The 23,314-nt window shown below is 71.6% G+C and carries 21 protein-coding genes; 7 read left to right on the plus strand and 14 right to left on the minus strand.

The features are described 5' to 3' along the window. Positions 1-11 precede the first annotated feature (11 nt). A complete protein-coding gene (locus tag U5640_RS19810; protein WP_340377095.1) occupies positions 12-812 on the plus strand; it encodes a hypothetical protein in 801 nt (266 codons plus the stop codon). Here the strand turns inward: U5640_RS19810 and ddaH are convergent. From ddaH to U5640_RS19870, 12 genes are all read right to left on the minus strand, one after another. Beyond that, positions 781-1,617 carry a dimethylargininase gene (gene ddaH / locus U5640_RS19815; RefSeq protein ID WP_340377096.1) on the minus strand — a complete coding sequence of 279 codons (837 nt, stop codon included), beginning with the start codon at positions 1,615-1,617 and terminating at the stop codon, positions 781-783. The two genes, U5640_RS19810 and ddaH, sit on opposite strands and share 32 nt — an antisense overlap. 106 nt (positions 1,618-1,723) lie before the next feature. Continuing rightward, the gene (locus U5640_RS19820) at positions 1,724-2,308 is read right to left on the minus strand and encodes a cupin (protein ID WP_340377097.1); all 585 of its coding nucleotides are present in this window, start codon (positions 2,306-2,308) and stop codon (positions 1,724-1,726) included. 44 nt (positions 2,309-2,352) lie between these two features. After that, positions 2,353-3,075 (minus strand): SDR family oxidoreductase, encoded by a 723-nt coding sequence (locus U5640_RS19825; RefSeq protein ID WP_340377098.1) that lies wholly within the window; start codon positions 3,073-3,075, stop codon positions 2,353-2,355. 99 nt (positions 3,076-3,174) lie between these two features. Further along, a complete protein-coding gene (locus tag U5640_RS19830; protein ID WP_340377099.1) occupies positions 3,175-4,125 on the minus strand; it encodes a hypothetical protein in 951 nt (316 codons plus the stop codon). Between the two features lie 76 nt (positions 4,126-4,201). Next, positions 4,202-4,912, minus strand: a complete 711-nt coding sequence (locus U5640_RS19835; protein WP_340377100.1) for an SDR family oxidoreductase — start codon at positions 4,910-4,912, stop codon at positions 4,202-4,204. 9 nt (positions 4,913-4,921) lie between these two features. Next, positions 4,922-5,692, minus strand: a complete 771-nt coding sequence (locus U5640_RS19840) for an SDR family oxidoreductase (RefSeq protein WP_340377101.1) — start codon at positions 5,690-5,692, stop codon at positions 4,922-4,924. Then, positions 5,689-6,495 (minus strand): HAD family hydrolase, encoded by an 807-nt coding sequence (locus tag U5640_RS19845; RefSeq protein ID WP_340377102.1) that lies wholly within the window; start codon positions 6,493-6,495, stop codon positions 5,689-5,691. The genes U5640_RS19840 and U5640_RS19845 overlap by 4 nt, the downstream gene beginning before the upstream one ends. Further along, the gene (locus tag U5640_RS19850) at positions 6,482-7,516 is read right to left on the minus strand and encodes a hypothetical protein (RefSeq protein ID WP_340377103.1); all 1,035 of its coding nucleotides are present in this window, start codon (positions 7,514-7,516) and stop codon (positions 6,482-6,484) included. Before U5640_RS19850 ends, U5640_RS19845 begins: the two co-directional genes overlap by 14 nt. Then, entirely contained in the window at positions 7,513-7,902 is a 390-nt protein-coding gene (locus U5640_RS19855; RefSeq protein WP_340377104.1) for an L-rhamnose mutarotase, read from the minus strand. The genes U5640_RS19850 and U5640_RS19855 overlap by 4 nt, the downstream gene beginning before the upstream one ends. Then, positions 7,899-8,837 (minus strand): dihydrodipicolinate synthase family protein, encoded by a 939-nt coding sequence (locus U5640_RS19860; protein WP_340377105.1) that lies wholly within the window; start codon positions 8,835-8,837, stop codon positions 7,899-7,901. The genes U5640_RS19855 and U5640_RS19860 overlap by 4 nt, the downstream gene beginning before the upstream one ends. A gap of 55 nt (positions 8,838-8,892) precedes the next feature. Then, positions 8,893-9,975, minus strand: coding sequence for an FAD-dependent oxidoreductase (locus U5640_RS19865; protein WP_340377106.1), 1,083 nt, complete (start codon positions 9,973-9,975; stop codon positions 8,893-8,895). After that, positions 9,968-11,299: a SidA/IucD/PvdA family monooxygenase gene (locus U5640_RS19870; protein ID WP_340377107.1), complete on the minus strand. Its 1,332-nt coding sequence runs from the start codon at positions 11,297-11,299 to the stop codon at positions 9,968-9,970. The genes U5640_RS19865 and U5640_RS19870 overlap by 8 nt, the downstream gene beginning before the upstream one ends. A gap of 323 nt (positions 11,300-11,622) precedes the next feature. Here U5640_RS19870 and U5640_RS19875 point away from each other — a divergent pair, with 323 nt between their 5' ends. The 6 genes from U5640_RS19875 to U5640_RS19900 all read left to right on the plus strand — a co-directional run bounded on the left by U5640_RS19875 (position 11,623) and on the right by U5640_RS19900 (position 20,390). Further along, positions 11,623-12,018, plus strand: a complete 396-nt coding sequence (locus U5640_RS19875; protein ID WP_340377108.1) for a cupin domain-containing protein — start codon at positions 11,623-11,625, stop codon at positions 12,016-12,018. Continuing rightward, positions 12,015-13,604, plus strand: a complete 1,590-nt coding sequence (locus U5640_RS19880) for a class I tRNA ligase family protein (RefSeq protein WP_340377109.1) — start codon at positions 12,015-12,017, stop codon at positions 13,602-13,604. The genes U5640_RS19875 and U5640_RS19880 overlap by 4 nt, the downstream gene beginning before the upstream one ends. A gap of 3 nt (positions 13,605-13,607) precedes the next feature. Next, positions 13,608-15,608, plus strand: a complete 2,001-nt coding sequence (locus tag U5640_RS19885) for an FAD-dependent oxidoreductase (RefSeq protein ID WP_340377110.1) — start codon at positions 13,608-13,610, stop codon at positions 15,606-15,608. A 104-nt stretch (positions 15,609-15,712) separates the two neighbouring features. Then, positions 15,713-16,309 (plus strand): pyridoxamine 5'-phosphate oxidase family protein, encoded by a 597-nt coding sequence (locus U5640_RS19890; RefSeq protein ID WP_340385223.1) that lies wholly within the window; start codon positions 15,713-15,715, stop codon positions 16,307-16,309. A gap of 56 nt (positions 16,310-16,365) precedes the next feature. Then, positions 16,366-18,216, plus strand: a complete 1,851-nt coding sequence (gene asnB, locus U5640_RS19895) for an asparagine synthase (glutamine-hydrolyzing) (RefSeq protein ID WP_340377111.1) — start codon at positions 16,366-16,368, stop codon at positions 18,214-18,216. A 71-nt stretch (positions 18,217-18,287) separates the two neighbouring features. Then, entirely contained in the window at positions 18,288-20,390 is a 2,103-nt protein-coding gene (locus U5640_RS19900; RefSeq protein ID WP_340377112.1) for an AfsR/SARP family transcriptional regulator, read from the plus strand. Here the strand turns inward: U5640_RS19900 and U5640_RS19905 are convergent. Both U5640_RS19905 and U5640_RS19910 read right to left on the minus strand, forming a co-directional pair. Then, positions 20,314-21,663: a condensation domain-containing protein gene (locus tag U5640_RS19905; RefSeq protein ID WP_340377113.1), complete on the minus strand. Its 1,350-nt coding sequence runs from the start codon at positions 21,661-21,663 to the stop codon at positions 20,314-20,316. The genes U5640_RS19900 and U5640_RS19905 overlap by 77 nt on opposite strands. A gap of 61 nt (positions 21,664-21,724) precedes the next feature. Continuing rightward, entirely contained in the window at positions 21,725-23,305 is a 1,581-nt protein-coding gene (locus U5640_RS19910) for an AMP-binding protein (RefSeq protein ID WP_340377114.1), read from the minus strand. Positions 23,306-23,314: the final 9 nt, after the last annotated feature.

Genomic DNA, 23,314 nt, shown 5'->3' on the forward strand with positions numbered 1-23,314 from the left:
GAGGAATAAACGTGTTGCCCACCACGAAAATTCTGGAGCAGGATCTACTCAAGGTCCGGGGCCTGGTGGAATCATTGGCCGCACAATGGCGCAGCCGGACGCCGAACGATTCACTTGTCACCCAGCTCTCCGTGAGCCGAGAAGCCTTGGGAGAAGCAGCCGAAGGCTTCATGTCCCAAACTTCGGAATCCCTCTGCCTGATAATCGGCGAAGGCTCCGAGACGACCACCGCCGTCCTTGCCGCCTTTCGCAGGATCGCCCCGATGCTGGCCGCGGACGTCACCGTACGGGCGCTCGTCCCACCTGTCACCCGGACCCAGTGCGCCCTCGACGCACTGTTTCCGGAAGAGGCCGAGGTGCGGCTCGCCGCGCTCTCCGGGCTTACTGCCGTCGTCTCCGACACGCAGTCGACACTGGTGTCGTACACCCCGGGCGACCCGGCACTCATACGCAGCACGTCCGTGGCGATGAACTTGCGGGCGCTCTTCGACACCATCTGGTCGACCGCGACGGTGCTGGACCCGCATCTGCGCTTCAGGGAACATGCCCAGGCCGAGGAATTGCGCCGTGTCCTCGGCTGCCTCCAGGAAGGGCTCATCGACGACGTCGCGGCCCGCAAGCTCTCCATGTCCGTGCGTACCTACCGGCGCCAGGTCGCCGACGTCATGGCATTGCTGGGCACCAGCTCGCGGTTCCAGGCCGGCGTCCGGGCGATCGAGACGGGCCTGCTGCCACGGCGGTCGACGCGCGTAGCGGACAGGCCCGTCCCGGCGGAAGTCGTCAGCCGCGTATCTCCAGCGTGCAGCACTTGACGCTGCCGCCGCCCTTGAGCAGCTCGGACAGGTCGACGCCGATGGGCTCGAAACCCCGCTGCCGGAGCTGACCGCTCAGCCGCTGGGCGGCCTCGGGAAGCACCACGTGCAGGCCGTCGCTGACGGCGTTGAGGCCGAAGACCGCGGCGTCCTCGGACCCGACCGGCACGGCGTCCGGGAACAGCCGACGCAGCACCTCCCGGCTGCCCGGGGAGAACGCCTCAGGGTTGTACATGATCTCGTCGCCGTCCAGCACGGTCAGCGCGGTGTCGAGATGGTAGTAGCGCGGGTCGGTCAGCTCCAGTCCGATGACCGGGCGGCCGAAGAACTCCTGCGCCTCCTGGTGGCCTTCGGCGGTGCTGCGGAAGCCGCGGCCGGCCAGGATCCAGCTGTCGGTGACGAGGAAGTCGCCTTCGCCCTCGTTGACATGCTCGGGGTCGTGGGTCTCGGTGAAGCCGCGGGAGCGGAACCACTCCAGATAGGCCGGGCCCTCGGCGGCGCGCTCCGCGTCGCGGAACCGGGCGCCGAGGACCTTGCCGTCCACCACGGTGGCGCCGTTGGCCGCGTAGACCATGTCGGGCAGACCCGGCAGCGGGTCGATCAGGTGGACGGTGTGGCCGAGTTCGCGGTACAGGCCGTACAGCCGCTCCCACTGGGCGACGGCCAGCCCGGCGTCGACCGGCTTGGTGGGATCCATCCAGGGGTTGATGGAGTACGTCACCTCGAAGTGCACGGGTCGGCACATGAGGTAGCGGCGGGGACGGAAGGTGCGCTCAGGGGTGGTGGGCGCGGTCATGGACGTCATGTCGCTCCAGAATCGGGGTGCGCGGGAGTGACCGGGGTGCGCGGCACGGTGGTGCCGGGCACCCCCGGCGAGAGCGGGGAGAGGGCGCAGACGCGGCGCTCGCGGGTCAGCGAGCCGCGGCCGGCAGCTCCTCCATGTGCGGGAACCGGGACGCGATCGGGTCGCCGGTGAAGGCCTCGTCCCAGTCGGTCTCGGCGACGTAGATGTGCAGGGCGGCGAAGTCGGGCGTCTCCCCCATGTCGAACCAGTGCCGTACGCCGGCGGGCGTGCACACCAGGTCGCCCGGCTCGGCGATCAGCACGTGGACGGTGTCGTCGCCGGCCAGCCGCAGATAGAAGCCGCACCGGCCCTGGGCGAAGAACCAGACCTCGTCCGAGCCGTGCGTGTGCTCGTCGAAGTAGCGGTCACGGGAAGCGCGCGCCTCGGTGGCCCACCGCGGGTCGGAGTCGTCCGGTGCCATCCGGACCACCTCGACATGTCCCAGCCCGGTATCGGCGGAGAATCGCTCCGCCTCCGTCCGGTACAGGCCGAGCACGTCGTCGTCGCCGAAGCCGACCGCCAGGTCCTTGAGGGGCCACCGCTCGAACCGGGCTCCGTACGCTCCGAGTTCGGCCGCGATGCGGTCGGGGTCCTGGGTGGTGAGCAGCGGCTTCGCCTCGCCCGTGGCAGGCAGAACCTGGAGCAGTGTCATGGCAGTCGCCTTTCGATGGTGCGGACGTACGGCACGGCGCCCGGTCAGTGGCCGGGCTCGAAGTGCAGCTGGCTGAGGAAGCAGTCCCGGGGCTGGTTGACGGCGAAGGTGACGCATGCCGCGAGGGACTGCGCGGTCAGGGTGTCCTTCGAGGTCCGCGAGGCGCTCTCCCAAGCGGGCGACAGCGGGTCGATGTTGTCGAAGTCCGGCGGGAACAGGGAGATGACGCGGATGCCCTCCGCGCGCAGCCGCTTGGACAGGATGCCGGTGAACGCGGCCTGTCCGCCCTTGGCGGCGTAGAACGCCTCGTGGCCCCCGCAGCCGGTGTAGTTCGGCGTCGCGGCCGCCGACACCAGGGTGACGATGTCGGGCCGCTGTGAAGCGCGCAGCAGCGGCAGGAAGTGCTTGACCATCAGGACGGTGCCTCCGGCGGAAGCCGTGGTGGCGAGGATGTCGGCGTCGTCCGCGGTGGTCAGGTCCTCGCCCTCCAGCCAGTTGGCCCCGTTGTTGAGGAGTACGTCGACGGCGCCGGCCTTCTCCCGGACGCCGTCCGCGAAGGCGCGTACGGACTCCGGATCGGTGATGTCGCAGGCGAAGGCGTGCACCCGCTCGCTGCCGAGGTCACGGATCTCCCGCTCGGTGCGGCGGGCGCCCTCCAGGCTGCGCGCGGAGAGGAACACCTCGGCGCCCTGCCGGGCGAAGACGATGGCCAGGCTGCGCCCGAAGTCCCGGGCGGCACCGGTGATGACGACGCGGAGGTTCTCCATTGCAGTGGTGCCTTTCAGGTTGCGAGCGGCGGTCCGCTCGAGCGGCGGGTGGCCTGCACGGGGCGACGGTGGCCCCGATCCGTCTGCCGAGGTGGGAGGTCACGGGCCGAGGAGCGGCCGGGCGTCGGCGGTGACGGAGAAGACGCCTTCCCGATTGCGGCTTTGGCAGAACTCGATGTCGGCCAGCAGGACTTCCTCGTCCTGGTGCCTCAACAGGATGGCGCCCGCGCCGCCTTCACCGGTGGTCGGAGTGATCGTCTCGCCCGAAGTCGGCAGGAAGATGTCACCGGCGTAGGAGGGCAACGCCCGGATCTCGTCCAGTCCTTCGATACGGATCAGCCGGCCGCCTTCGCGAGCGACGAAGGCGTAGTCGGCGACGAAGCCCGGCTCGGCCGGCCGTCCGGCCAGTGCCCCGGAGCCGCCGGCGAGCGCGGCCGCCTGGTCGGGCAGGCCGAGCAGGGAGCAGAGGTACGGCAGGGGGTGGCCCGCGGCCCGGGCCGCGAACTTGACCACTTTCACGGTGCCGTCGGCGCCCGTGACCGCCTCGAACGTGACGGGTCCCGAGGCCAGGCCGACGCCCTTCACCACGGGCGACAGCCGGTGCGCCAGTTCGCGCTCCCGGGGCGAGCCGGGCGCGACGTTCACCACGCTGGTGAGCAGTGACCTGGGGCCTTCCTCCAGCGAGAAGCACTGCCAGACGTCGGTGAGGCGGAGCACGCCGTCGAGGACGACACCGTTGACGAAGCACGGTGTGCCGGGCACATGGTCGTGGGCGACGATCCGGCCGCCCCGGTCCCACAGCCGCCGGATCTCGGGTTCCGGCGGCGCGGCTCCGGGCCGGACCAGCACGGCGGAGCCGGTGTCGTCGGAGATCTCCGGCCGCAGGACAACCGTACGGTCCCGGCGGGCGGCCAGGTGGGCGGTCAGCTCCGCCGGGCCGGCGAGGACGCGCAGGTCGAAGGCGAGTTCCGGGTCGGCGGCCGCGACGGCTTCGTGCTGACGTATCTTGCTGGCCCACGGGTCGGCCACCACGGTGCCGGCTTCGGACACGGTCGTCTCCTTCGGGTTGGTCCGATGGGGGTGCGGATCGCCTGCCGAGCCCGCCGAGCCCGCCGAGCCCGCGACCTTACGGCCGAGGAACGGTCAGAGAGGCCCCGTTGGGCTCCTTCGGTACCTGGTGCAGCAGATAGTCGGCCGCCACCTGTGCCCAGGCCTCGGGGCCCGGGTACTCGGTGTGCTCGTCCGGCAGACAGGTGGCGAGCATGGCGGTGTCCACGCCGCCGCCCGGGTCGACGGCGACGGCGGTGACGCCCGGCAGCAGTTCCTCGGCCTCCTGGGCGATGGCCCGGGTGAAGCCCTCGACGGCGAACTTGCTCGCGGTGTAGGCGGCCAGCCTGCCGCGCGGGTTGCGGCCCCAGCCCGAGGAGATGGCGACGAAGGTGCCGCCGGTCGCCATGCGGGGCAGGAAGGCGCGGGCCAGGGTGTAGACACCGACGACGTTGACGTCGAGGGTCGTGCGGAAGTCGGCCGGGCTGGTCTCCCACACCGGCGTCTGGGGGCTGATGTACCCGGCGTTGGCGACGACCAGGGCGGGCGCGCCGAGTTGCCGCACGGTCTGCTCGGCCCACTGCTCCACGGCGTCGGCGTCGGTGACGTCGGTGACGGTGATCAGATGGCCCTCGCCGAGGTCGGCGCGGAGCCCGTCCAGGGCCTCGCGGTCGCGGCCGCAGCCGGCGACGGGGTGGCCCAGTGCGGCGAAGCGCCGGGCCAGGGCGGCGCCGAGGCCCCGGCTCACGCCGGAGACGACGACAGGCATGGTGGTCGTGACGGAACGCATGGTGTTCTTTCAGACGGTCTGTTCGAAGTGGAACGCCTTGATGAAGCAGTCCCGTGGCTGGTCGATGGCGAACATGACGCACTCGACGAGGGAGTGGGCCGTGAGCGTGTCGCCCGCCCCGCGGGGCGCCGTGTCCCAGTCCGGGCCCAGCGGGTCCGGGTTGCTGAAGTCGGGCGGGTACAGCGAGATGACGCGCACGCCGTGCGGCCGCAGCTGGGGGGAGAGCAGGTCGGCGAGACCGGCCTGCCCGTGCTTGGCCGCGTAGAACGCGGCGTGGGCCTGGGTACGGTGGTTGCCGGTGAGCCCGGCCGACGAGATCATGTTGACCACGTCGGGCCGGTCGGACTTCAGCAGCAGCGGCAGCAGATGCTTGGTGACGAGGACGGTGCCGGTCACGGCCGAGGCGACCGTGACGGCGATGTCCCCGTCGTCGGCGGAGGCGAGGTTCTCGCCGGGGAGCCAGCGGGCCCCGTTGTTGACCAGCACGTCGACGTGGTCGGTCAGGGTGGCGATCTCGTCGGCGAAGTCCCGGACCGACGCCGGGTCCGCCAGGTCGCAGCGCAGGGCGTGGACCCTGTCGGATCCGAGGCCGCGGATCTCGTCGGCCACCCGCTCGGCCGCCGCCAGGTCCCGGGCGGAGAGCAGGACCTCGTCGCCCCGGCGGGCGAAGAAGAGGGCGAGCGTCCGGCCGAAGTCCCGGCCGGCTCCGGTGATGACCACGCGCCGGCCGCGGGGCTCACGGCCGGCGGGGTCGGCCTCGTTGCCGTTCTGAGGTGTCACTGTGGGGTTTCCCGTGTTCGTCGTCGGTTCAGGGTGTGCGGGGCTCGCGTCCAGTGCCCCGGAGGACCCTCGTACGCCCCGATGCCGATCAGCAAGCCGTCGGGGTCCAATCCGGCCGCGACCAGGGAGCTTCGGCCGTCCGCCCCGTCGAGCACCTGGGCGGGCGGGAAGAACCCGTGCCCGGTGACGAGAACGAACCCCATGCCCACCGCCCGGGCGGCGAGACTGTCCTGCCGCGAGTCGCCGAGCAGGACCGCCTCGCCGGGGGCGGCGCCCACGGCGGCGAGCGCCGTGGACAGCCGCCGCGCCTTGGGCTCCTCGCCGCCGAGCACGGCCCGGAACTCGCCCGCCAGCCCGTGTCCGTCCAGGACCCGTTCCGCCTCGGCGGTCAGGGTGCCGGTCGCCACGTACAGCGGCAGGCCGCGCTCGGACAGGCCGCGGACCAGCAGGTCGGCGTCGGGGCACAGCGGCGCCTCGGGGTAGCGCTCGGCGAGCAGCTCGGCATAACCGCCCGCGCAGCGCCGGTAGAACGTCTCGAAATCCTCCCCCGTAGCCTGTTCCCCGCCCAGATGGTCCTGGTGGAAGGCGAGGAAGTGCTCACGGCGGGAGCGGCCGAAGGTCCGGCGGAACTCGTGGACGTAGGGGTCCACGAGTTCCGGTCCGAACTCCGCCAGCGCCTCGCGTACGCACTCCACCTTCAGCTCGTTGGAGTCCACGAGCACACCGTCGAGGTCGAACACGACGAGACGGTGGGTGGCCAGCGCGTGTTCGAGGCGCGTGCCGGCGTGGTCAGACAGCGGCATGGCGGAGCGCGTCCTCCAGCGACGCCGCGGCGAACGACGTCCTACGGTTCTGGGCGAGGAAGTCCAGGGCGCGCAGTTTGACCTCGACGTCCCGCTCCACACTCTCCTCCAGGCGCTGGACGTAGGTCGGGTGGATCCGGCGCATGCCCGCGATGGCGTAGAGGGCGCTGGCGCCCCAGCGGTACTTGTGCATCAACGGTTCGAAGCGCCGGGCCACCAGGTCCAGCATCGGCTGCAGCGCCCGCTGGTCCGTGCCGAGCGCCGCCAGGAGCTGTTCGGTCCTGGTGTTGCCGGCGCCCCGGCCCATACCGAGGACGGTGGCGTCCAGCCAGGTGGCGCCCGCCTGGGCGGCGGCAAGGGTGTTGTGCAGCGCGAAGCCCTGGTTGTCGTGGCCGTGCAGGCCCACGGGGGCAGCCTGGCCGGCCCTGAACTCCTCGACCAGTTCGGTGATCCGGGGGGCGTGCAGGGAGCCCAGCGAGTCGGCCACGTACAGCGACTCCAGCGGGCCCAGGCCGGCCACCAGACGGACCAGGTCCGCCACCTCGGCGGGGGTCGCCAGGTCCACCTGCATCAGGTTCAGGCAGACCCCGAAGCCCGCCTCGCGCAGGGAGTCGACGGCTTCGGCGACGCCGGCCGTCGCACTGTGGTGGACGGCCACCCGGACCAGGTCGACCGGCAGCGGCCCGTCGGCCAGCAGCCCGCGCAGCCGCGGGCCGGCCTGGGCCGCCGGGACCTCGGCCAGCGCGGTCGCGTCCACCATGACGGCGAAGCGCAGCCGGTGGCCCTCGGGCAGGGCGTCGCGCAGCGCGGGCGTGACACCCGACGGGAAGCCGCCGTACGGACCCCGGTCGCCCGGGGTCAACCGGGTGTAGCCCAGCTCGACCACGTCCACACCGGTCGCCGCGCAGGCCCTGAGGTACTCCTCGACGAGGATGTCCTCGAACTCCCAGTTCGTGTAGTAACCGCCGTCCCGCAGCGTGCAGTCCAGGACGGTGACGTCCTGGCGGGCCACCGTGCTCACTCGTCCTCCAGGTCCGGAAGGGTGTTGGTGAAGTCGACGTGGTGGATGCGGCGCATCGGCGCCCAGTTGAGGCGGCCGTCGTTGCCCGGGTGGCGGACCAGGAGGCTGCCCTCGCCGTCGTGCATCATGTCGTCCCACTCCTGGACCCGGGGGTGCAGGTCGTTGGCGCGCAGGAAGTCGTGCACGGGCTCGAAGTGGTCCTCGGCCTCGACGTACATGAAGAGCGTGAGCGGGTCGATGAAGAAGATCTGCAGCTTGCGGACGCCGATGGTGTCCAGGGCGCCGCCCGGTCCGACGATCTCGGGCCACACCTCCCGGTGGAGCGCGATGTACTTCTCCGCGGCGGCCTGGTCCCGAAGGCGGATGGTGAAGGCGTGGTTCTTCATGGCGCGAGCTCCTTGGCAAGGGTGAGCAGGTGCTGGTAGGTGCGGTGAACCTCGGTCCAGGACTCGTCGTCGAGGACGTGGCGGCTCGGCCCCCGGACATGGGTGGTCTTGATCAGGCCGCGTTCTTTCAGAAGCCGCTTGGCGATCGACAGGTAGTAGTCGGTGCTGTTCATCATGTGGCACATGAGGTACGACAGCGGGTAGCCGATCCGTTCGGCCTTCTCCCGCTCGCCGGCCTCCAGCAGCCGCCACAGGGTCACGACGATCTCGGCGATCTCGGTAGCGGGGATCGTTCCGGCCAGGCCCCGGCGGTGACAGTCGAGGAGCATCATGCCGCCGTCGCCCTCGAAGATGCGGGCCCGTCCGCCGGTGGCGTCGCGCAGCTCGCTGACCTTGGGCGGCGAGGGTTGGGCCTCGGGCTTGAACAGCACCCGGCCGGGGCCGTATTGCTCCAGCATCCGAGCCTGGGCGGCGATGGTCAGGGGCTGCTTTGCCAGGCTCTTGGCGTGGTGGATGATCACGGGTGTCCGGACCGACTCCACGACCCGGGTGAAGTACTCCACCATCCCGTTCTCGTCCAGCGGGATCGTGGCCGGGTGCATGACGAGCAGGGCGTCCACCCCGACGGACTCGGCGTGTCGGCTGTACTCGACGGCGGCCTCGGGTGTCTCGGCACCGGTGCTCATCACGGACACACCGCGTCCGGCGGCTGCCTTCGCGCTCAGCTCGGCGACGCGCAGCCGCTCGGTGTGCGTCAGGCGCAGCACCTCGGAGACCTGGCCGACCACGAACCCGTCGCAGCCCACATCGAACATGTGCTCCGTCTGGGCGAGGAAGTCGTCCTCGTCGAGGGCGCCGGCGTCGGTGAACGGCATGATGACGACCGGCAGGACCCCCTTGATCTCCTTGGTCCCGTCGGGCAGTTGCTGACTCACCGGTACTCTCCCTCTCTTTCTGTGTCGCGCCACCCGTGCGGCGTCGTCCGGCCAGTCATGCCGGACCGGCCAGGCGTGCGATCTCGGCGGCGGCCCAGGGCGCCATCTTGAATCCGCCCCCGTTGAAGCCGGTGGCCAGCAGCAGCGCGGGGGCGTCCGGGTGCGCCGCGACCCGGGCACGGCCGTCCGGGGCCCAGCACTCCGCGGCACGCAGCCCGCCGAGGTGACGGCTGCCGGGGAGCCATCCCCAGCGCCGGGCGCCCGCCGCGGCGGCCAGCCGGGACTGGGCGGCGTCCAGCTGCTCCCGGCCGGGTGGCGGGGGCAGCCGGTGATGCGTGGGATGTCCGACGTAGACCCCGCCGGAGCCCGGGTCGGGCCGGCCGTTGACGTCGAACTCGTCGTCGGTGTAGGCGGGCTGGTCGGGCACCGGCGCCTCGGGTCGGTACAGCTCGACCTGTACGGCCTGGGCCCACAGGTCGTGCGCCAGACCCCACGAGGTCAACAGGTGCGCGGTGGCGGCACCGGTGGCCAGGACCACCCGGTCGGCACGGACCGCCCCGGCGCCCGTACGCACCCCGGTGATCCGGCCGTCGCCCGAGCGCGTGAGGCTGTGTACGGCGACCCCTTCGAGGACGGTGCCGCCCCGGCTCCGACCGGCGCGCAGGAAGCCGCGGGTCACCTCCATCGGATCCAGCCAGCCGGACTCCGGCTCCCAGACCGCCCCGTGGCCGGCCGGCCCGGCCAGCAGGTGGCCGAAGCGCTTGGTCACCTCCTCGGCCTCCAGCCAGGTCACGGACGTCGTTGCACCGAGCCGGGCCGCCTCCGCCGTCGCGTCGGCCGCGCGGTCGGGGGCCGGCAGGTACAGGAACCCGCTGGTGTGGAAGGTGGCCGGTTCCCCGGTGTGCTCGGCGAAACGGCGGAAGTACCGCCAGCCGGCCACCGCCCGGTCGGAAAGGACCGGGTCGTCGTGGTGGCAGCGGACGATGCCGCCGCTCCAGGCCGTCGTACCCAGCCCGACACGGTCCCGCTCGACCAGCGTCACGCGGACGCCGCGGGCGGCCAGTTCGTGGAAGACGGCCGTACCGACCACTCCACCGCCGACCACGATCACGTCCGCCCCGTGGACAGGGTCAGTCATGCGCCGCGCCTTCCAGGGCGAGCGGTTCGTCGTCGCTGTACATCGCCGCCTCCCGGCGCTCCAGCACGGAGCGGAGGATCTCGCCGGAGCGGACCGCGACCATCGACAGCAGCGAGGAGGTGATGCCGTGCGTGTGCTCGGTGCCGCCCTGGACGTAGATCCCGGCGTTCACCAGGCCGTCCACGCTCAGCCGGTAGTCGCGGCCGACGCGCAGCCGTCCGGCGGCGTCCCGGGCGCAGTACGGAGCCAGGCCGCCGAGCAGCGGCAACGGATCCTGCTCGTCGTAGCCGGTGGCGAAGACGACCACCTCGGCGGCGACCTCCTCCTCGGCGCCAGTGGCCTGCGAGCGGATGCGGACGACGACGCCGGCGCCGTCGTCCCGGACGTCGGTGACCTCGCTGACGCCGCGTATGTGCAGGCGGGTGCGGCCGCGCACCTTCTCCTGGTACGCCCGCCGGTACAGCTCCTCGATCAGTTCGAGGTCCACGACCGCGTAGTTGGTGTTGCGGTGGTACGTCATCAACCGGTTCTTGGCGGCCTCGTCGGCGTCGTAGTAGACGTCGACGGCCTCGGGGTCGAAGACCCGGTTGGCGTACGGGCTGTCGTCGGCCGGGCTGTAGCCGTAGCGGGCGAAGACCGCCTCCACGTCGGCCCGCGGGTAGGTGCGGTGCAGGTACTCGGCCGCCTCCGCGGCGCTCTGTCCGGCGCCGACCACCACGAACCGGCGAGCGTCCGCGGTCCGCCCGGCGAGCCGGGTCAGCAGCTCGCTGCTGTGCCAGACGTTGACGCCGGCCTTCACCCCCTGGGGTATCCGGGGCCGCAGGCCGCAGGCGACGACCACGTTGCGCGCACGGTGCACGGTGCTGCCGCCGGGGCCCCGGACGACCACCTCGAGCAGGTCGCCGGCCGCGCGGACCTCGGTCACCTCGCTGGAGTAGGAGACCAGATGGTCGACTCCGGCCGCCGCCCACTCGAGGTAGTCGTGGAACTCCTCGCGAGTGGGGTACAGGATCTTGTGGTTGATGAAGTCCACCAGCCTGCCGCGTGCGTGCAGGTAGGGGACGAACCCGAAGCGGCTGGTCGGGTTGCGCAGGGTGGCCAGATCCTTCAGGAACGACACCTGCATGGTGGCGCCGTCGATGAGCATCCCCCGGTGCCAGCCGAAGCCGGGCTGCCGCTCCAGGAAGAGTGCGGTGACCGCCTGGTCGCGCGGAGCGCTCTCATTGTGTTCCTCGAGGGCAATGGCCAGGCCCAGATTGGCCGGCCCGAAACCGATTCCCACAACGTCGTAAACCGGCGAGAAATTGTCGCGCGGATTCCCCATCAAGAAATTTCCCTTCCCGTCGGGCCGTTGGTTCGATATGCCATTGCCCGAGGCGTTATCGAAGCTATCCCGAATTCCGGTGGAGTAGCCGTCCGGTAGCGGAGCGTGGCAGTGAACTGCCACCCGACACGTGTCACACTCCGCCAACCCGCCCTTTATGAACGGCTATTTCCCCAGTTGGCGGTGACATCTTCCTGCAAGATCACCCGGGTCCGCTGGCTCGACCCCGAGGTCACCACACACAGTTGACCGGGACACGAAAAGGCGTGGAAATGTCCCCGACCTACTGGCCGGGCGATCCTTTTACGGGGTATGGATAATTCATGATCACCAAATTTCGGATCCATGAAGGCGCCGCCGTCAGCGAGTTCGGCATGGCGTGCCAGCGGATCATTCCCTGGCAGGCACAGGAGGGTCAGACGGGGCAGGAGGGTCAGGAGGAACCGCCCTTCGGCGGCATGGCCTGCTTCCTGCCGGCCGGCGCCTCCTCGGACCCCGACTGCCACGACCAGGACGAGGTCATGGTCGTCCTTTCCGGTTCCGGAAGCCTCGACCTCGGCGGCGACAAGGCCGAGTTCACCACCGGAGACGTGATCGTCCTCCCCCGCAACGAGGAGCACGTCGTGCACAACCCGGGATCCGGGACCCTTACCTGGCTCTCGGTCTACTGGCCGCTGCACGAGCCGAAACGGACCGAGGGTGCGGAGGTGACCGCGTGAGCGCTCCGGTCTGGATCACCGCCACCCCGCCCACCCCCAACGGCGACCTGCACGTCGGTCACATCGCCGGCCCCTACGTCGCCGGCGACGTACTGCGCCGCTTCCTCACCGCCGACGGGATCGAGGTCCGCTACACCACTGGCCTGGACGACCACCAGAGCTATGTCCCGGTGCGAGGGCTGAAGGACGGCGGGCGCACCGGCGAGGAGGTCGCCGACGGCTACGGCGCTTCCATCGTCCGTGTCTGGCAGCAGGCCGAGGTCGGTTTCGACCGCGTGGTATGTCCGCGCGAGGAGGACGGCTACCTCGCCTACGTCCAGGACTTCCTGCGCCGCCTCCACGCCGCCGGGCACGTCGTCGCCCGTACCCGGCCGCTGCCGTACTGCGCCCCGTGCGAGCGCTGGCTGTACGAGGCCTACCTGACGGGCAAGTGCCCGCACTGCGGCTCCTCGTCCAACGGCAACGCCTGCGAGCTGTGCGGCCAGCCCAACGACTGCGCCGATCTGGGTGAGCCGCAGTGCACCGTCTGCGGCACCACGGCGGAGATCCGCGACACCACCCGGCTGTACTTCCCGCTGGCACCGCTCGCCGACCGGCTGAAGGCGTTCTGGGCGGAGGTCGACATGCCGCCGCATCTGCGGGTCCTGTGCGACCGGATGCTGGCCCAGGGGCTGCCGGAGATCGCGGTGAGTCACCCCGGCGAGTGGGGCGTGCCGGTGACCGTGCCCGGCTTCGAGGACCAACGGGCCTACGTGTGGTTCGAGATGGCGCCGGGCTATCTGTGGCAACTGCCCGAGCAGGAGCGGGAGAAGGGCGACTGGCCCGCCCCCGTGCAGTTCTTCGGCTTCGACAACGGCTACTTCCACGCGGTGCTGTTCCCCGCCCTGTACGCCGTCCTGCACCCCCGGGCCGCCCTGGCGCGGGCCTTCGTGGTCAACGAGTTCTACCAGCTGGACGGGCTGAAGTTCTCGACCAGCCGACGGCACGCCGTCTGGGCCCACGAGGCGCTCGCGGAGGCCGGCTCCGACGTCCTGCGCCACCATGTGCTCACCGACCGGCCCAACGGCCGTCAGACCAGCTTCACCCGCGCGGACCTTCAACGCACCCAGGCACTGCTGACCGCCCAGTGGAACGGCTGGCTGAAGGGGCTGTTCGCGGCGGTCGCCCGCCACAGCGAGGGCCGGGTCCCCGAGGAGCGGCCCGAGGGACCCGCCTGGCAGCGGCTGCGGGCCCGGCTGGAGCGCACCGTGGCGGAGCTGCGCGAGGCCTACGGCGTCGCGGGCTTCGACCCACGCCGTGCCGTCGCCCTCCTCGACGAGGTCGTCGCCGGCGCGAACGACTTCTGGTACGTCCACGAGCACGAGAAGGACCGCTCGGCCTCCGCCCACCGTGCCGCCCTGACCGCCCAACTGGCCGTCGCCGGCGCCCTGTCGGCGTGGGCCGCGCCCGTCATGCCGGCCGGCGCGGCACGGCTCGCCGCGCTGCTGGGCGAGGACGCGGACCGCGCGGTCGACGCGGCCGCGCTGACCCCGCCCCCGGCGGGCCGGCCGCTGACGGTGCCCGACCGCCCGGTCTTCGGTGACTGAGGCATGACACGACAGGATGAGACCGAGGTGCGCATCGCCGTCGTCGGACCCTTCAGCGGCCCGCGGGCGGCCTGGGGCGAGCTGCTCACCCGGGCCGCAGCCGACCACGGCGGTCCTGGCGTCGTCTGGGAGTTCCACGACGACCGGGGCGACGCCGAAGCGGCTGAACGGGTCGCGCGTGCCCTCACGGCGCAACCCGAGCCCGTCGTGCGAGCCGTCATCGGGCACTTCAACAGCCTGGGCGCCGCACGCGCCCTGCCGCACTACCGGCAGGCCGGTGTCCCGGTGCTGCTGCCGCTGGCCACCGACCCGGACCTGCTCGCCTCGGGCGGCGGCGGAGCGCTGCGCTGGTGCCCGCACGACCTGGGTCAGCCCGAGGCGATCCGCCGGGCCGCCCGGGACCTCGGCATCGGCCCCCCGGCCGTCGTCAACGACGGCAGCCCCTACGGGCGCCGGCTCGCCGAGCGGTTCGTCGCCCTGTCCCCGGAGCCGGAGCCGGCCTCGACCGGCCATGCCCTCGTCGTCTGCGGCACCCACCACGGCGCGGCCGACACCGCCCGGCGGCTGCGCGCGGACGGGCACGACGGACCGCTGTTCTTCACCGACGACTGCGCCGTACCCGAATTCGCCGATCTGCTCGGCGACGTGGCGTACTCCGCCCGGGTCGTACGGCTGCGCGGCGGCCCGCACCTCCAGGTCGAGGCGGCCTTCGCGGCGCTCGTACAGGCCCTGCGCTCGGACTCGGCCGCCACCGGTGACCGGCTCCTCGCGGCCGTCCGCGCGGTCGCCCGCCTCTCCTTCGACGCCGACGGCGATCCCGTCGACGCGGACGACGACGCCGGCTGGGAGGTCGTCCCGGCCACCCTCCTCCGGGCCTCGGCGGCGCCACGCGCGACGGGCAGCCGGGTCACCCACTACGACGCCGTGGTCGTCGGCGCCGGTGCGGTGGGCGCCGCCACCGCGGCGGAACTGGCCGCGGCGGGCCTCACCGTGGCGGTCGCCGACCTCGGTCCCGGCGCCGGGTCGGCCACCCGCGCCTCCGGGGGCCTGGTCCGGGCGTACGAACCGGTGCCCGTCGTACGCGCCCTGGCCGTGCGCAGCCACCAGTTGCTGTGGGGCACCGCCTCCCCGCCCCGGTCGGCCGGCTTCCACCCCACCGGCTCGCTGGTGCTGCTGGGCCCCGACGACGTCGCCGAGGCCGAACGCGGCATCGGCGAGCTGGCCGCGGCCGGGATCAAGGCGGAGCTGCTCACGCCCCGCGAACTGACCGCACGCTGGCCCGACATGACGGCGGACGGGGTCGCCGCCGCGGTGTGGGAACCGGGCGGCGGCTACGCCGACCCGGCCGGCACCGCCGCGCTGTATCTCGCCCGGGCCCTGCGGCACGGGGCCGTCCTGGTGCCCCCGGGACCGGTGCACGCACCGGAGCCGCACCGGCGCGGGGTGCGGGTGCGCACCCCGGCGGGCGAGCTGACCGCCCGCTGTGCCGTGGTGGCGGCGGGCGGCGGGACCCGGGCGCTGCTCGGTGACCGGCTGCCGCCCCGCCCCGGCGGTCCGGCCCCGCGCACCAAACGCATCCGATACGCCTTCTTCCGCGGACCCGACCGGCCACTGCCCACGGTCACCGACCTGACCTGCGGTATCTGGGGCCGCCCGCAGCTGGACGGGCCGTTCGCCGGCGGCCGGCTGACCGGCCGACCGGTCGAGGAGTGGGACGTGTCGGCCGACGACGGCGACACTCTCACCGACGAGCAGATCGCCGACATTCGCGCCGGGGTCGTCCACCGCTGGCCCTGGGTCTCCCAAGTGCCTTACCTGGGAGGGCGGTTCGGGGCCGACCTGTACCATCCGGACGGGCCGTTCCTGGGCCTTCTTCCCGGTGAGCCCCCGGTCGTGGTGGCCGCGTGCTGGTCCGGAGCCGGTTTCAAGACGGCGCCCGGTGCCGCCGAAGAGGCGGCGGCCGCCGTGCGGTGCCTGCTGCAGTGGCAGGGCGCCACGCCGTGACCGCTCCGCCCCCGGCACGCGACAAAGGTGACACCTTGAACACTTCCCCACCCCAGCCCCTCGGCGCCGAACTCCCGGTCACGGACCGGACGCGTCTGCGCCGTATGAAGGAGAAGGCCCGTACCGCCCGCGCGGACCTGGACGCCGTCCTCGCCGCCGGGTTCGTCTGCCACCTCGGCGTCGTCGTCGACGGTACGCCCGTGGTCGTACCCACCGTGTACGGCGCCACCACGGACACCCTCTACTTCCACGGCTCCGTCGCCGCGCGCAGCCTGGCCTCGGCCCCGGGCCGGACCGTCTGCGTGACCGTCACCCACGTCGACGGGATCGTGCTGGCCCGCTCGCTCTTCGAGCACAGCATCAACTACCGCAGCGCCATGATCTACGGCCTCCCGCGCCCGGTCACCGATCCGGAGGAGACCCTGGCCGGGCTGCGCCTGATCACCGAGCAGGCCCAGCCCGGCCAGTGGGACTACGCCCGCCGCCCCAGCCGCAAGGAACTGGCCGCGACGACGCTGCTGGCCCTGAGCCTGGAAGAGGCGTCGGTCAAGGTACGCACCGGACCGCCGGACGACGGCGACAGCCCCGACGCCGCACTCGGCCTGTGGGCAGGCGTCGTTCCCGTGCGCCTGGTACGCGGCACCCCGGTGCCCGACCCCGCGCTGGCACCGGGCATCCCGCTGCCCCACCACCTCGACTGACGGCCCCGCCCGGGGTCCGGGACGCAGTACGACGACACACAGAAAGGCGAGACGCCATGTGCGGTCTGAGCGGTTGGGTCTCCTACGGACGGGACCTGCGAAGGGAGCGGGAGCAGGAGACGGTCGCCGCCATGACCGCGACCATGACATGCCGCGGCCCGGACGACTCCGGCGTGTGGACCCGGCCGCACGTGGCACTCGGCCACCGTCGGCTCGCCGTCATCGACATCGAGGGCGGCCGCCAGCCGATGTCCTACGACACCGGCGGCGGCGAGGTGGCCCTCGCCTACACGGGCGAGATCTACAACTTCGCCGAGCTGCGCGACGAACTGCGCCACCGCGGCCACACCTTCCGCACCCGCAGCGACACCGAGGTCGTGCTGCACGCCTACCTGGAGTGGGGCGAGGCGCTGGCCGAGCGGCTCAACGGCATGTACGCCTTCGTCGTCTGGGACGGCCGCACCGAGCGGCTGCTGCTCGTCCGGGACCGCCTGGGCGTCAAGCCGCTGTACTACTACCCGACCCCGGACGGGGTGCTCTTCGGCTCCGAGCCCAAGGCCATCCTCGCGAACCCCTGCGCGGAGAAGGCCGTCGACCTCGACGGGCTGCGAGAGGCGTTCTCCTGGATCCGCACCCCTGGCCACGCCGTATGGCGCGGCATGCGGGAGGTCCGGCCGGGCACCCTGGTCACCGTTGACCGCGGCGGCGAACGCACCCACACCTATTGGAAGCTGGAGGCCACCGAGCACACCGACGACAGGACCGCCTCGGTCGCCCGGGTGCGGGAGCTGCTCACCGACATCGTGCGCCGACAGCTGGTCACCGACGTGCCGCGCTGCACCCTGCTGTCCGGCGGCCTCGACTCCAGCGCCATCACCGCGTTCGCCCAGCGGGAACTCGGCGACAGCGAGCGGATCCGCAGCTTCTCCGTCGACTTCGCCCGGCACGAGGAGAACTTCGCCGCCGACCCGTTCCGGGCGGACGCCGACGCCCCGTTCGCCAAGGAGACCGCCGCGCACTGCGGCACCGCGCACGAGAACCTCGTGTTCGACGCCCAGAGCATGGCCGATCCGGCCGTACGGCGCGCGGTGGTGGCCGCGAAGGACCTGCCGACCGGGTTCGGCGACGCCGACAACTCCCTCTACCTGCTGTTCAAGGCCATCCGGGAACGTTCCACCGTCGCCCTGTCCGGAGAGTCCGCCGACGAGGTGTTCGGCGGCTACAAGTGGCTGCACCAGCCCGAGGCCCAGCAGGCCGGCACGTTCCCCTGGGTCGACCACACGCAGGTGACCAGCCCGCACACCGGCACCGGGGTGTACGACAAGGGCCTGTTGGCCGCCCTCGACCTGCCCGGCTACATCCGCCGGCGGTACGCGGAGGCGGTCGCGGAAGCCCCCCGGCTGGCCGGCGAGGACACGTTCGAGGCGCAGATGCGGCTGGTGTGCTATCTGCACCTGACCCGGTACCTGCGCATCCTGCTGGACCGCAAGGATCGGCTCAGCATGGCCGTGGGCCTGGAGGTCCGGGTGCCGTTCTGCGACCACCGGCTGGTCGAGTACGTCTTCAACACGCCGTGGTCGATGAAGACATTCGACGGTCGTGAGAAGAGCCTGCTGAGGGCGGCCTCCGCCGATCTGCTGCCGCGTTCGGTGGTGGAGCGCCGCAAGGCCCCCTACCCGTCCACCCGCGACCCGTTCTACACGGCCGCACTCCAGCAGCACGCCAAGGAGGTACTCGCCGACCGGGGTCACGCCGTGCACCCGCTCACCGACCAGGAGTGGGTGCAGCAGACAGTGGCCCGGACCGCCGCCGAGGTCGACGGCGCGACCCGCACCGGCCTGGAGCGCTGGCTCGACCTGGCGACCTGGCTGGAGATCCACGCCCCCCGGCTGGTCCTGTCGGACTGAGCCCCGCAGTCGGCCCGGGACACCGAACGTCGCCGTCCGGGCCGTCGAGATCCGAGACAGGGAGGCGAACGATGAGCCAAGCGGCGATCAGGTTCCGCATTCTGGGGCCGGTCGAGTACCACGACGGAGAGAACTGGGTCCCCATCAAGGCCGCCAAGCAGCGGACGCTCATGGCTTTGCTGCTCCTGAACGCGAACCATCTGGTGCCCGCGCAGCAGTTGCACGCGGAGCTGTGGAGCGACGGATCGTCGAGCCCCGTGGGCAGCCTGCTGGCCGGCTGTGTGTGGCGGCTGCGCGCCGCCATCGGCGACTCCGCCGGGCAGACCCTTCTCACCCGGCCCGCGGGGTACCAACTGACCGTGCCGTCCGGGGGACTCGACCTTCACGAGTACGAATCGCTCGTCGCCTCCGGCCGCACGCAGCGCGCCTCGGGGAATCTGGTCGAGGCCATGAGGTCCTTCAGCGCCGCGCTCGAACTCTGGCGTGGCTCTCCCCTCGCCGACGTCGCCCTCACCTCCTCGATCATGGCCGAGTCCGCGCGTCTGGAGGAGTCGCGGCTGGCGGTGATGGAGGCGAACTTCGGCGTGCGGATCGCATTGGGGCAACACGAGGACGTCCTGCCCGAACTCAAACTCCTGGTCGCCCAGCATCCGTTACGGGAACGACTCCACGAGCACCTGATGACGGCGCTGTACAGGACCGGGCAACAGGCCGAGGCGCTGGGAGCGTACCGGGACCTCCATCACCTGCTCGCCGACGAACTGGGTATCGATCCGAGCCGGCCACTGCGCGAGCTTCAGCAGCGCATCCTGGAAGAGGACCCGCGTCTCAACGACCGAGGCGCCCCGCACGGCGCGACGGCGTCCGGTCCCGGGGAGCCTGCTGCGCCCTCGGAGGCGGCACCGTGTCTGCTCCCGAACCGACCCTCGCTGTTCGTCGGCCGGACGTCCGAACTCGCCGCGACCGTCGAGCTCCTGGCGGGAGGGTGCCCGGCGGTCGCGATCCACGGCCTGGCGGGATCGGGCAAGAGCGCCCTGGCCATCGCAGCCGCGCATGCCGCGGCCGGTGATTTCCCCGGCGGGCAGGTCCATGTGGACATGCGGGGTACGACAGGCGGCTCCGCCCTACGGCCCGACCAGGCAATGCGGCTTGTTCTGCGTGCGTTCGGAACGGAGCAGGTCAACGGTGGAGCGGCGGCGCCGCACACATGGACCGGTCCGGCCGGGGGCAGGGCTTTGATCGTGCTCGACAACGTCCGCGACTCCGACCAGCTCCAGGGATTCCTCTCCCCGCCGCCAGGCTTGTCGCTTCTCATCACGAGCCGATCGCCGACAGGAGGCATGGACGGCCTCAGGCATCTGCGTCTGGGCCGGCTGACCGTCTCCGCCTCGATCGACCTGCTCCGGCGAAGCGTCGGGGTGTCGCGCATCGACGCGGAACCCGCCTTCGCTTCCGAACTCGCCAGATCCTGCGATTACCTGCCCTTCGCGCTCCGCCTCGCCGCCGACCGACTCGCGACCCGGCCCGACTGGTCGGTCGCGGACTTCGCACGGTACGCGGCCGAGCCGCACCAGCGGCTCGACTTCCTGGCCGGCGGCAACGTCAGCCTGCGCGACTCGCTCCTGGCGAGTCTCCCCCTGCTGTCCGACGAGTCCGGCGGGACGGCGGCGACAGCGGCGACAGCGGTGACGGCACTGCGGAGACTGGGCTTCCTGGATCTGACCGTCGTCACCGTGGAGGCGCTGGCGGTGCTTCTCGGTACGACGGAAGGTGAGGCACACAAGATCGCCGAACGGCTCGTCGATGTCGGGCTCATCGAATCGCTCGCGATAGACCGTTACCGCGTGCCGCAGAGTGTCCGGGCCCTGGCGCGAGAGATCACAGGATCGGACCACGGGGCCGCGGAGGCCGTGCAGCGCGTTGTCGACCACTACGCCGCTGCCGTGCGGGAACGGACGAGGCCGACGCCCGGAGCCTGGTACCGCCGGGAGCGGGAGACGCTCAACGCCCTGGTCACGCGCGACAGGACCGGGACCTTGATCGAATCCCTGGGCAGAATGTCCCTCCCCCGTTCGGGGCGGGTCGGGCCGGAAAGGGCTACCGCGCAGCGGGAACGGACCGGGTCAGCACCCGTACTGCGCCCACCAGGCGGTCCACGTCCGCCGCGGCCATGACCAGGACGTCATCCATGTCACGCATCATCCGCAGCACGGTCTCCTCCTCGTACACCTCAGTGTTGTACTCGACCTCGGCGAGGATCCCGTCGCCGCCGTCCCAGTAGCTGACGACCATGTCGGCCCGGGCGGCGCGGTTCGGGGCCTGGACCATGGCCAGGCCGACGTCACCGAGCGTCAAGCCCTGACCGATCGGCCCGAGGTAGTTGAGGGTGAGCTTGACATTGGTCAGGCGTGACCGGGTCTCCTCCGGGAGAGCCGCGTGCACGACCGGGAAAGGCACGCCCTGGTGGGCCAGCAGGTTCCAGGTCGCGTCCCGTGCCGCGGTGGCCACCTCACGGATCGATGCCTGATCGTCGACCGTGGCGCGGACCAGGCAGGAGTTGCTGACGAGTCCCACCAGTGCCTGCTCGCTGCGGGTGCTCCGGTTCATGCTGCGAACCCCGATGGTCGGCTCGCGTTCCCCACCCCGCGCCAGAACGATCTGCCAGGCGGCCAGCATCATGGAGAACGGGGTGGCACCGAGTTCCTGGGCCAGTGCCGCACGTCCCCGGTCGGCCTGCGCGGAGAAACGGTAGCGCACGGTCGTGCCGGGATCGCCGACCGCCGTGGGCCGGCCGGGCTCGCGGTCGTGGGCCACCGTGGTGAGGACAACCCCGTCGAGTGCCGTACGCCAATGGTCGAGGCTCCGTCGCCATCGGCCCCGTTCTTCCTCCGAGCGCAGCTTCTCTGCGTAACGGTGGAAACTGGCGGCGGCGTCGGTGAAGACCGGCTTCTCTCCTCGGACCAGGCTCGCGTACGCGGTGGAAAGGTCGTCGAACAGAACCATCATCCCCCAGCCGTCCACCGCGATGTGATGGACGGTCAGGACCAGCTCCTCCCGCGTCCCGGTCCTGACCAGGGCCAGCCGGGCCACGGGGCCCGTGTCCAGGCGGAACTCCTGCGTGTGGAGTTCCACAGCGACACGCGCGAACTCCTGAGCGGCCTGATCGACGTCCGGCACGACCGGCTCGATCAGCCGCGCGGTGACGTCCACGGCCGGCTGGATGACCAGGGTCAACTCGCCGTCGCGCGCCATGAACCGGGAGCGCAGGCTTTCGTGACGGTCCGTCACCGTCTGCCAGGCGGCGGCGAGGGCGTCGAAGTCGACCTGTCCGGCACACTCCAGCCGCCAGGTGATGTGGTACACGGAACTGTCCCTGGCGCTCCGCACCGTATGCCAACGGGCGGCCTGCTGGATCGTCGCCGGGATGACCAGAGGTCTGATCGTCATACTCGTCTCCTCGGTCACTCAGTGGCATGCGCAACTGGTCGGGTCGGACATCGGACGTACGTCAGGCCGCGAACTCGTCGGTCAGCCGCTTGCGGTCCACCTTCCCCACGGTGGTCAGCGGGAGCGACTCGCGGTGGTGGTAGCTGCGCGGACGCATGTAGCGGGGCAGGGCGGAGACCAGCTCGGTGAACTCGTTCGCCGGAACCTCCTCGCCGGTGTACACGGCGCGCAGTTCGTTCTCGCCGTCGGCGGCGGGGACGACGAGGACCACAGCCTCGTCGACCGAGAGGTGGCACCGCAGCGCCGACTCGATCTCACCGAGTTCGATCCGGTTGCCGCGGATCTTGACCTGTCCGTCGATCCGTCCGAGGTGGACCAGTTCACCGCCTTCGAGCCGGCACCGGTCGCCGGTGCGGTAGTAGTGCTCCGGCGTGAGCGGCTCCTGGCCGTCGTGGATGCGGCCGTGGCCGTGGTCCGCGTCGGAGTCCGAGCCCGATTCCATGAGGACGAACCGCCCGGCGTTCTCCGTGGGGTCCAGATAGCCGGGGAAACGCTGCGGGCCACGCACGCACAGCTCACCGTCGTCGGCGGGCCGCAGGTCCTCGTCCAGCAGGAGCCAGTCCAGACACGGGTGCGGCAGGCCGATGGGGATGGACCGGTTGCTGGTCTCCGGCCAGTCGGCCCGCTCCCGCGGAACCTCGTACCCGGTGACGACGATCGTGGTCTCCGTCGGGCCGTAGCAGTTGTTCATGACCGCGTTCGGCGCCGCGGCGCACCAGGCCTCGGCCTGGTCGACGCCGAGCCTCTCCCCGCCGAACAGCCCACGTCGTAGCGTGGGCATGCTCCCGGGGGCCAGCGCGCGCAGGCGCTTGGCGAAGGAGATGACGGACGGCACCGACATCCAGTGGGTGAGCCGTCTGGTGTTGACGATCCGCACCGGGGTGAACACGTCACCGTGCTGCGCCACACAGAGGGTCGCGCCGGACCCCCAAGTACTGAACATCTCGGACACCGAGCCGTCGAAGGACATCTCGAAGTTCTGCGAGACCCGGCAGCCGGGGCCGAGTTCATAGCGCGCGATGGCCTCCGTGAGGAAGGCGTTCACGCTGGCGTACGTGGTGGGCACGCCCTTGGGCCTGCCGGTGGTTCCGCTGGTGAAGATGATGTACGCCGTGCCGGTCTCGGGCTGGCGGACCTGGTCCGGGATGTCGTCCGACGGTTCGGGTGCGAGCAGGGGGCGCCACTTATCGCCCGTCATGTCGAGCAGTCGTACTCCCGCGTCGTGCCGGTACTCCGCCGCGCCGTCACCCGCAGTGTCGTCGAACACCGTGAGATCGAGTCCGCCCTCCTTGGCGATGTCGAGGTTGCGCGACGCCGGGGCCGCGGGGTTCAGAGGCACCGCGGTCGCGCCGAGCCGCTGCACCGCCAGATAGGCGACGTAGCTGACCGCGGTGCGCGAGGTGAGCAGGCCCACTCTGCCGGGCCGGCCACCCGCCGCCTCGACGATGCGGGCCGACATCCACTCGGCAGCGGCCCTCAGCTCGGCGTAGGTGAGGGTGACGTCCAGCACCTCGAGGGCCGGGTCGTCCGGTTTCGCCTCGGCGGAGGCCCGGAACCAGTCGTAGAGGGTGCGGGTCGTCATGGTGCTTCC

It is taken from the genome of Streptomyces sp. SS7 (assembly GCF_037993025.1).
GTDB lineage: Bacteria > Actinomycetota > Actinomycetes > Streptomycetales > Streptomycetaceae > Streptomyces.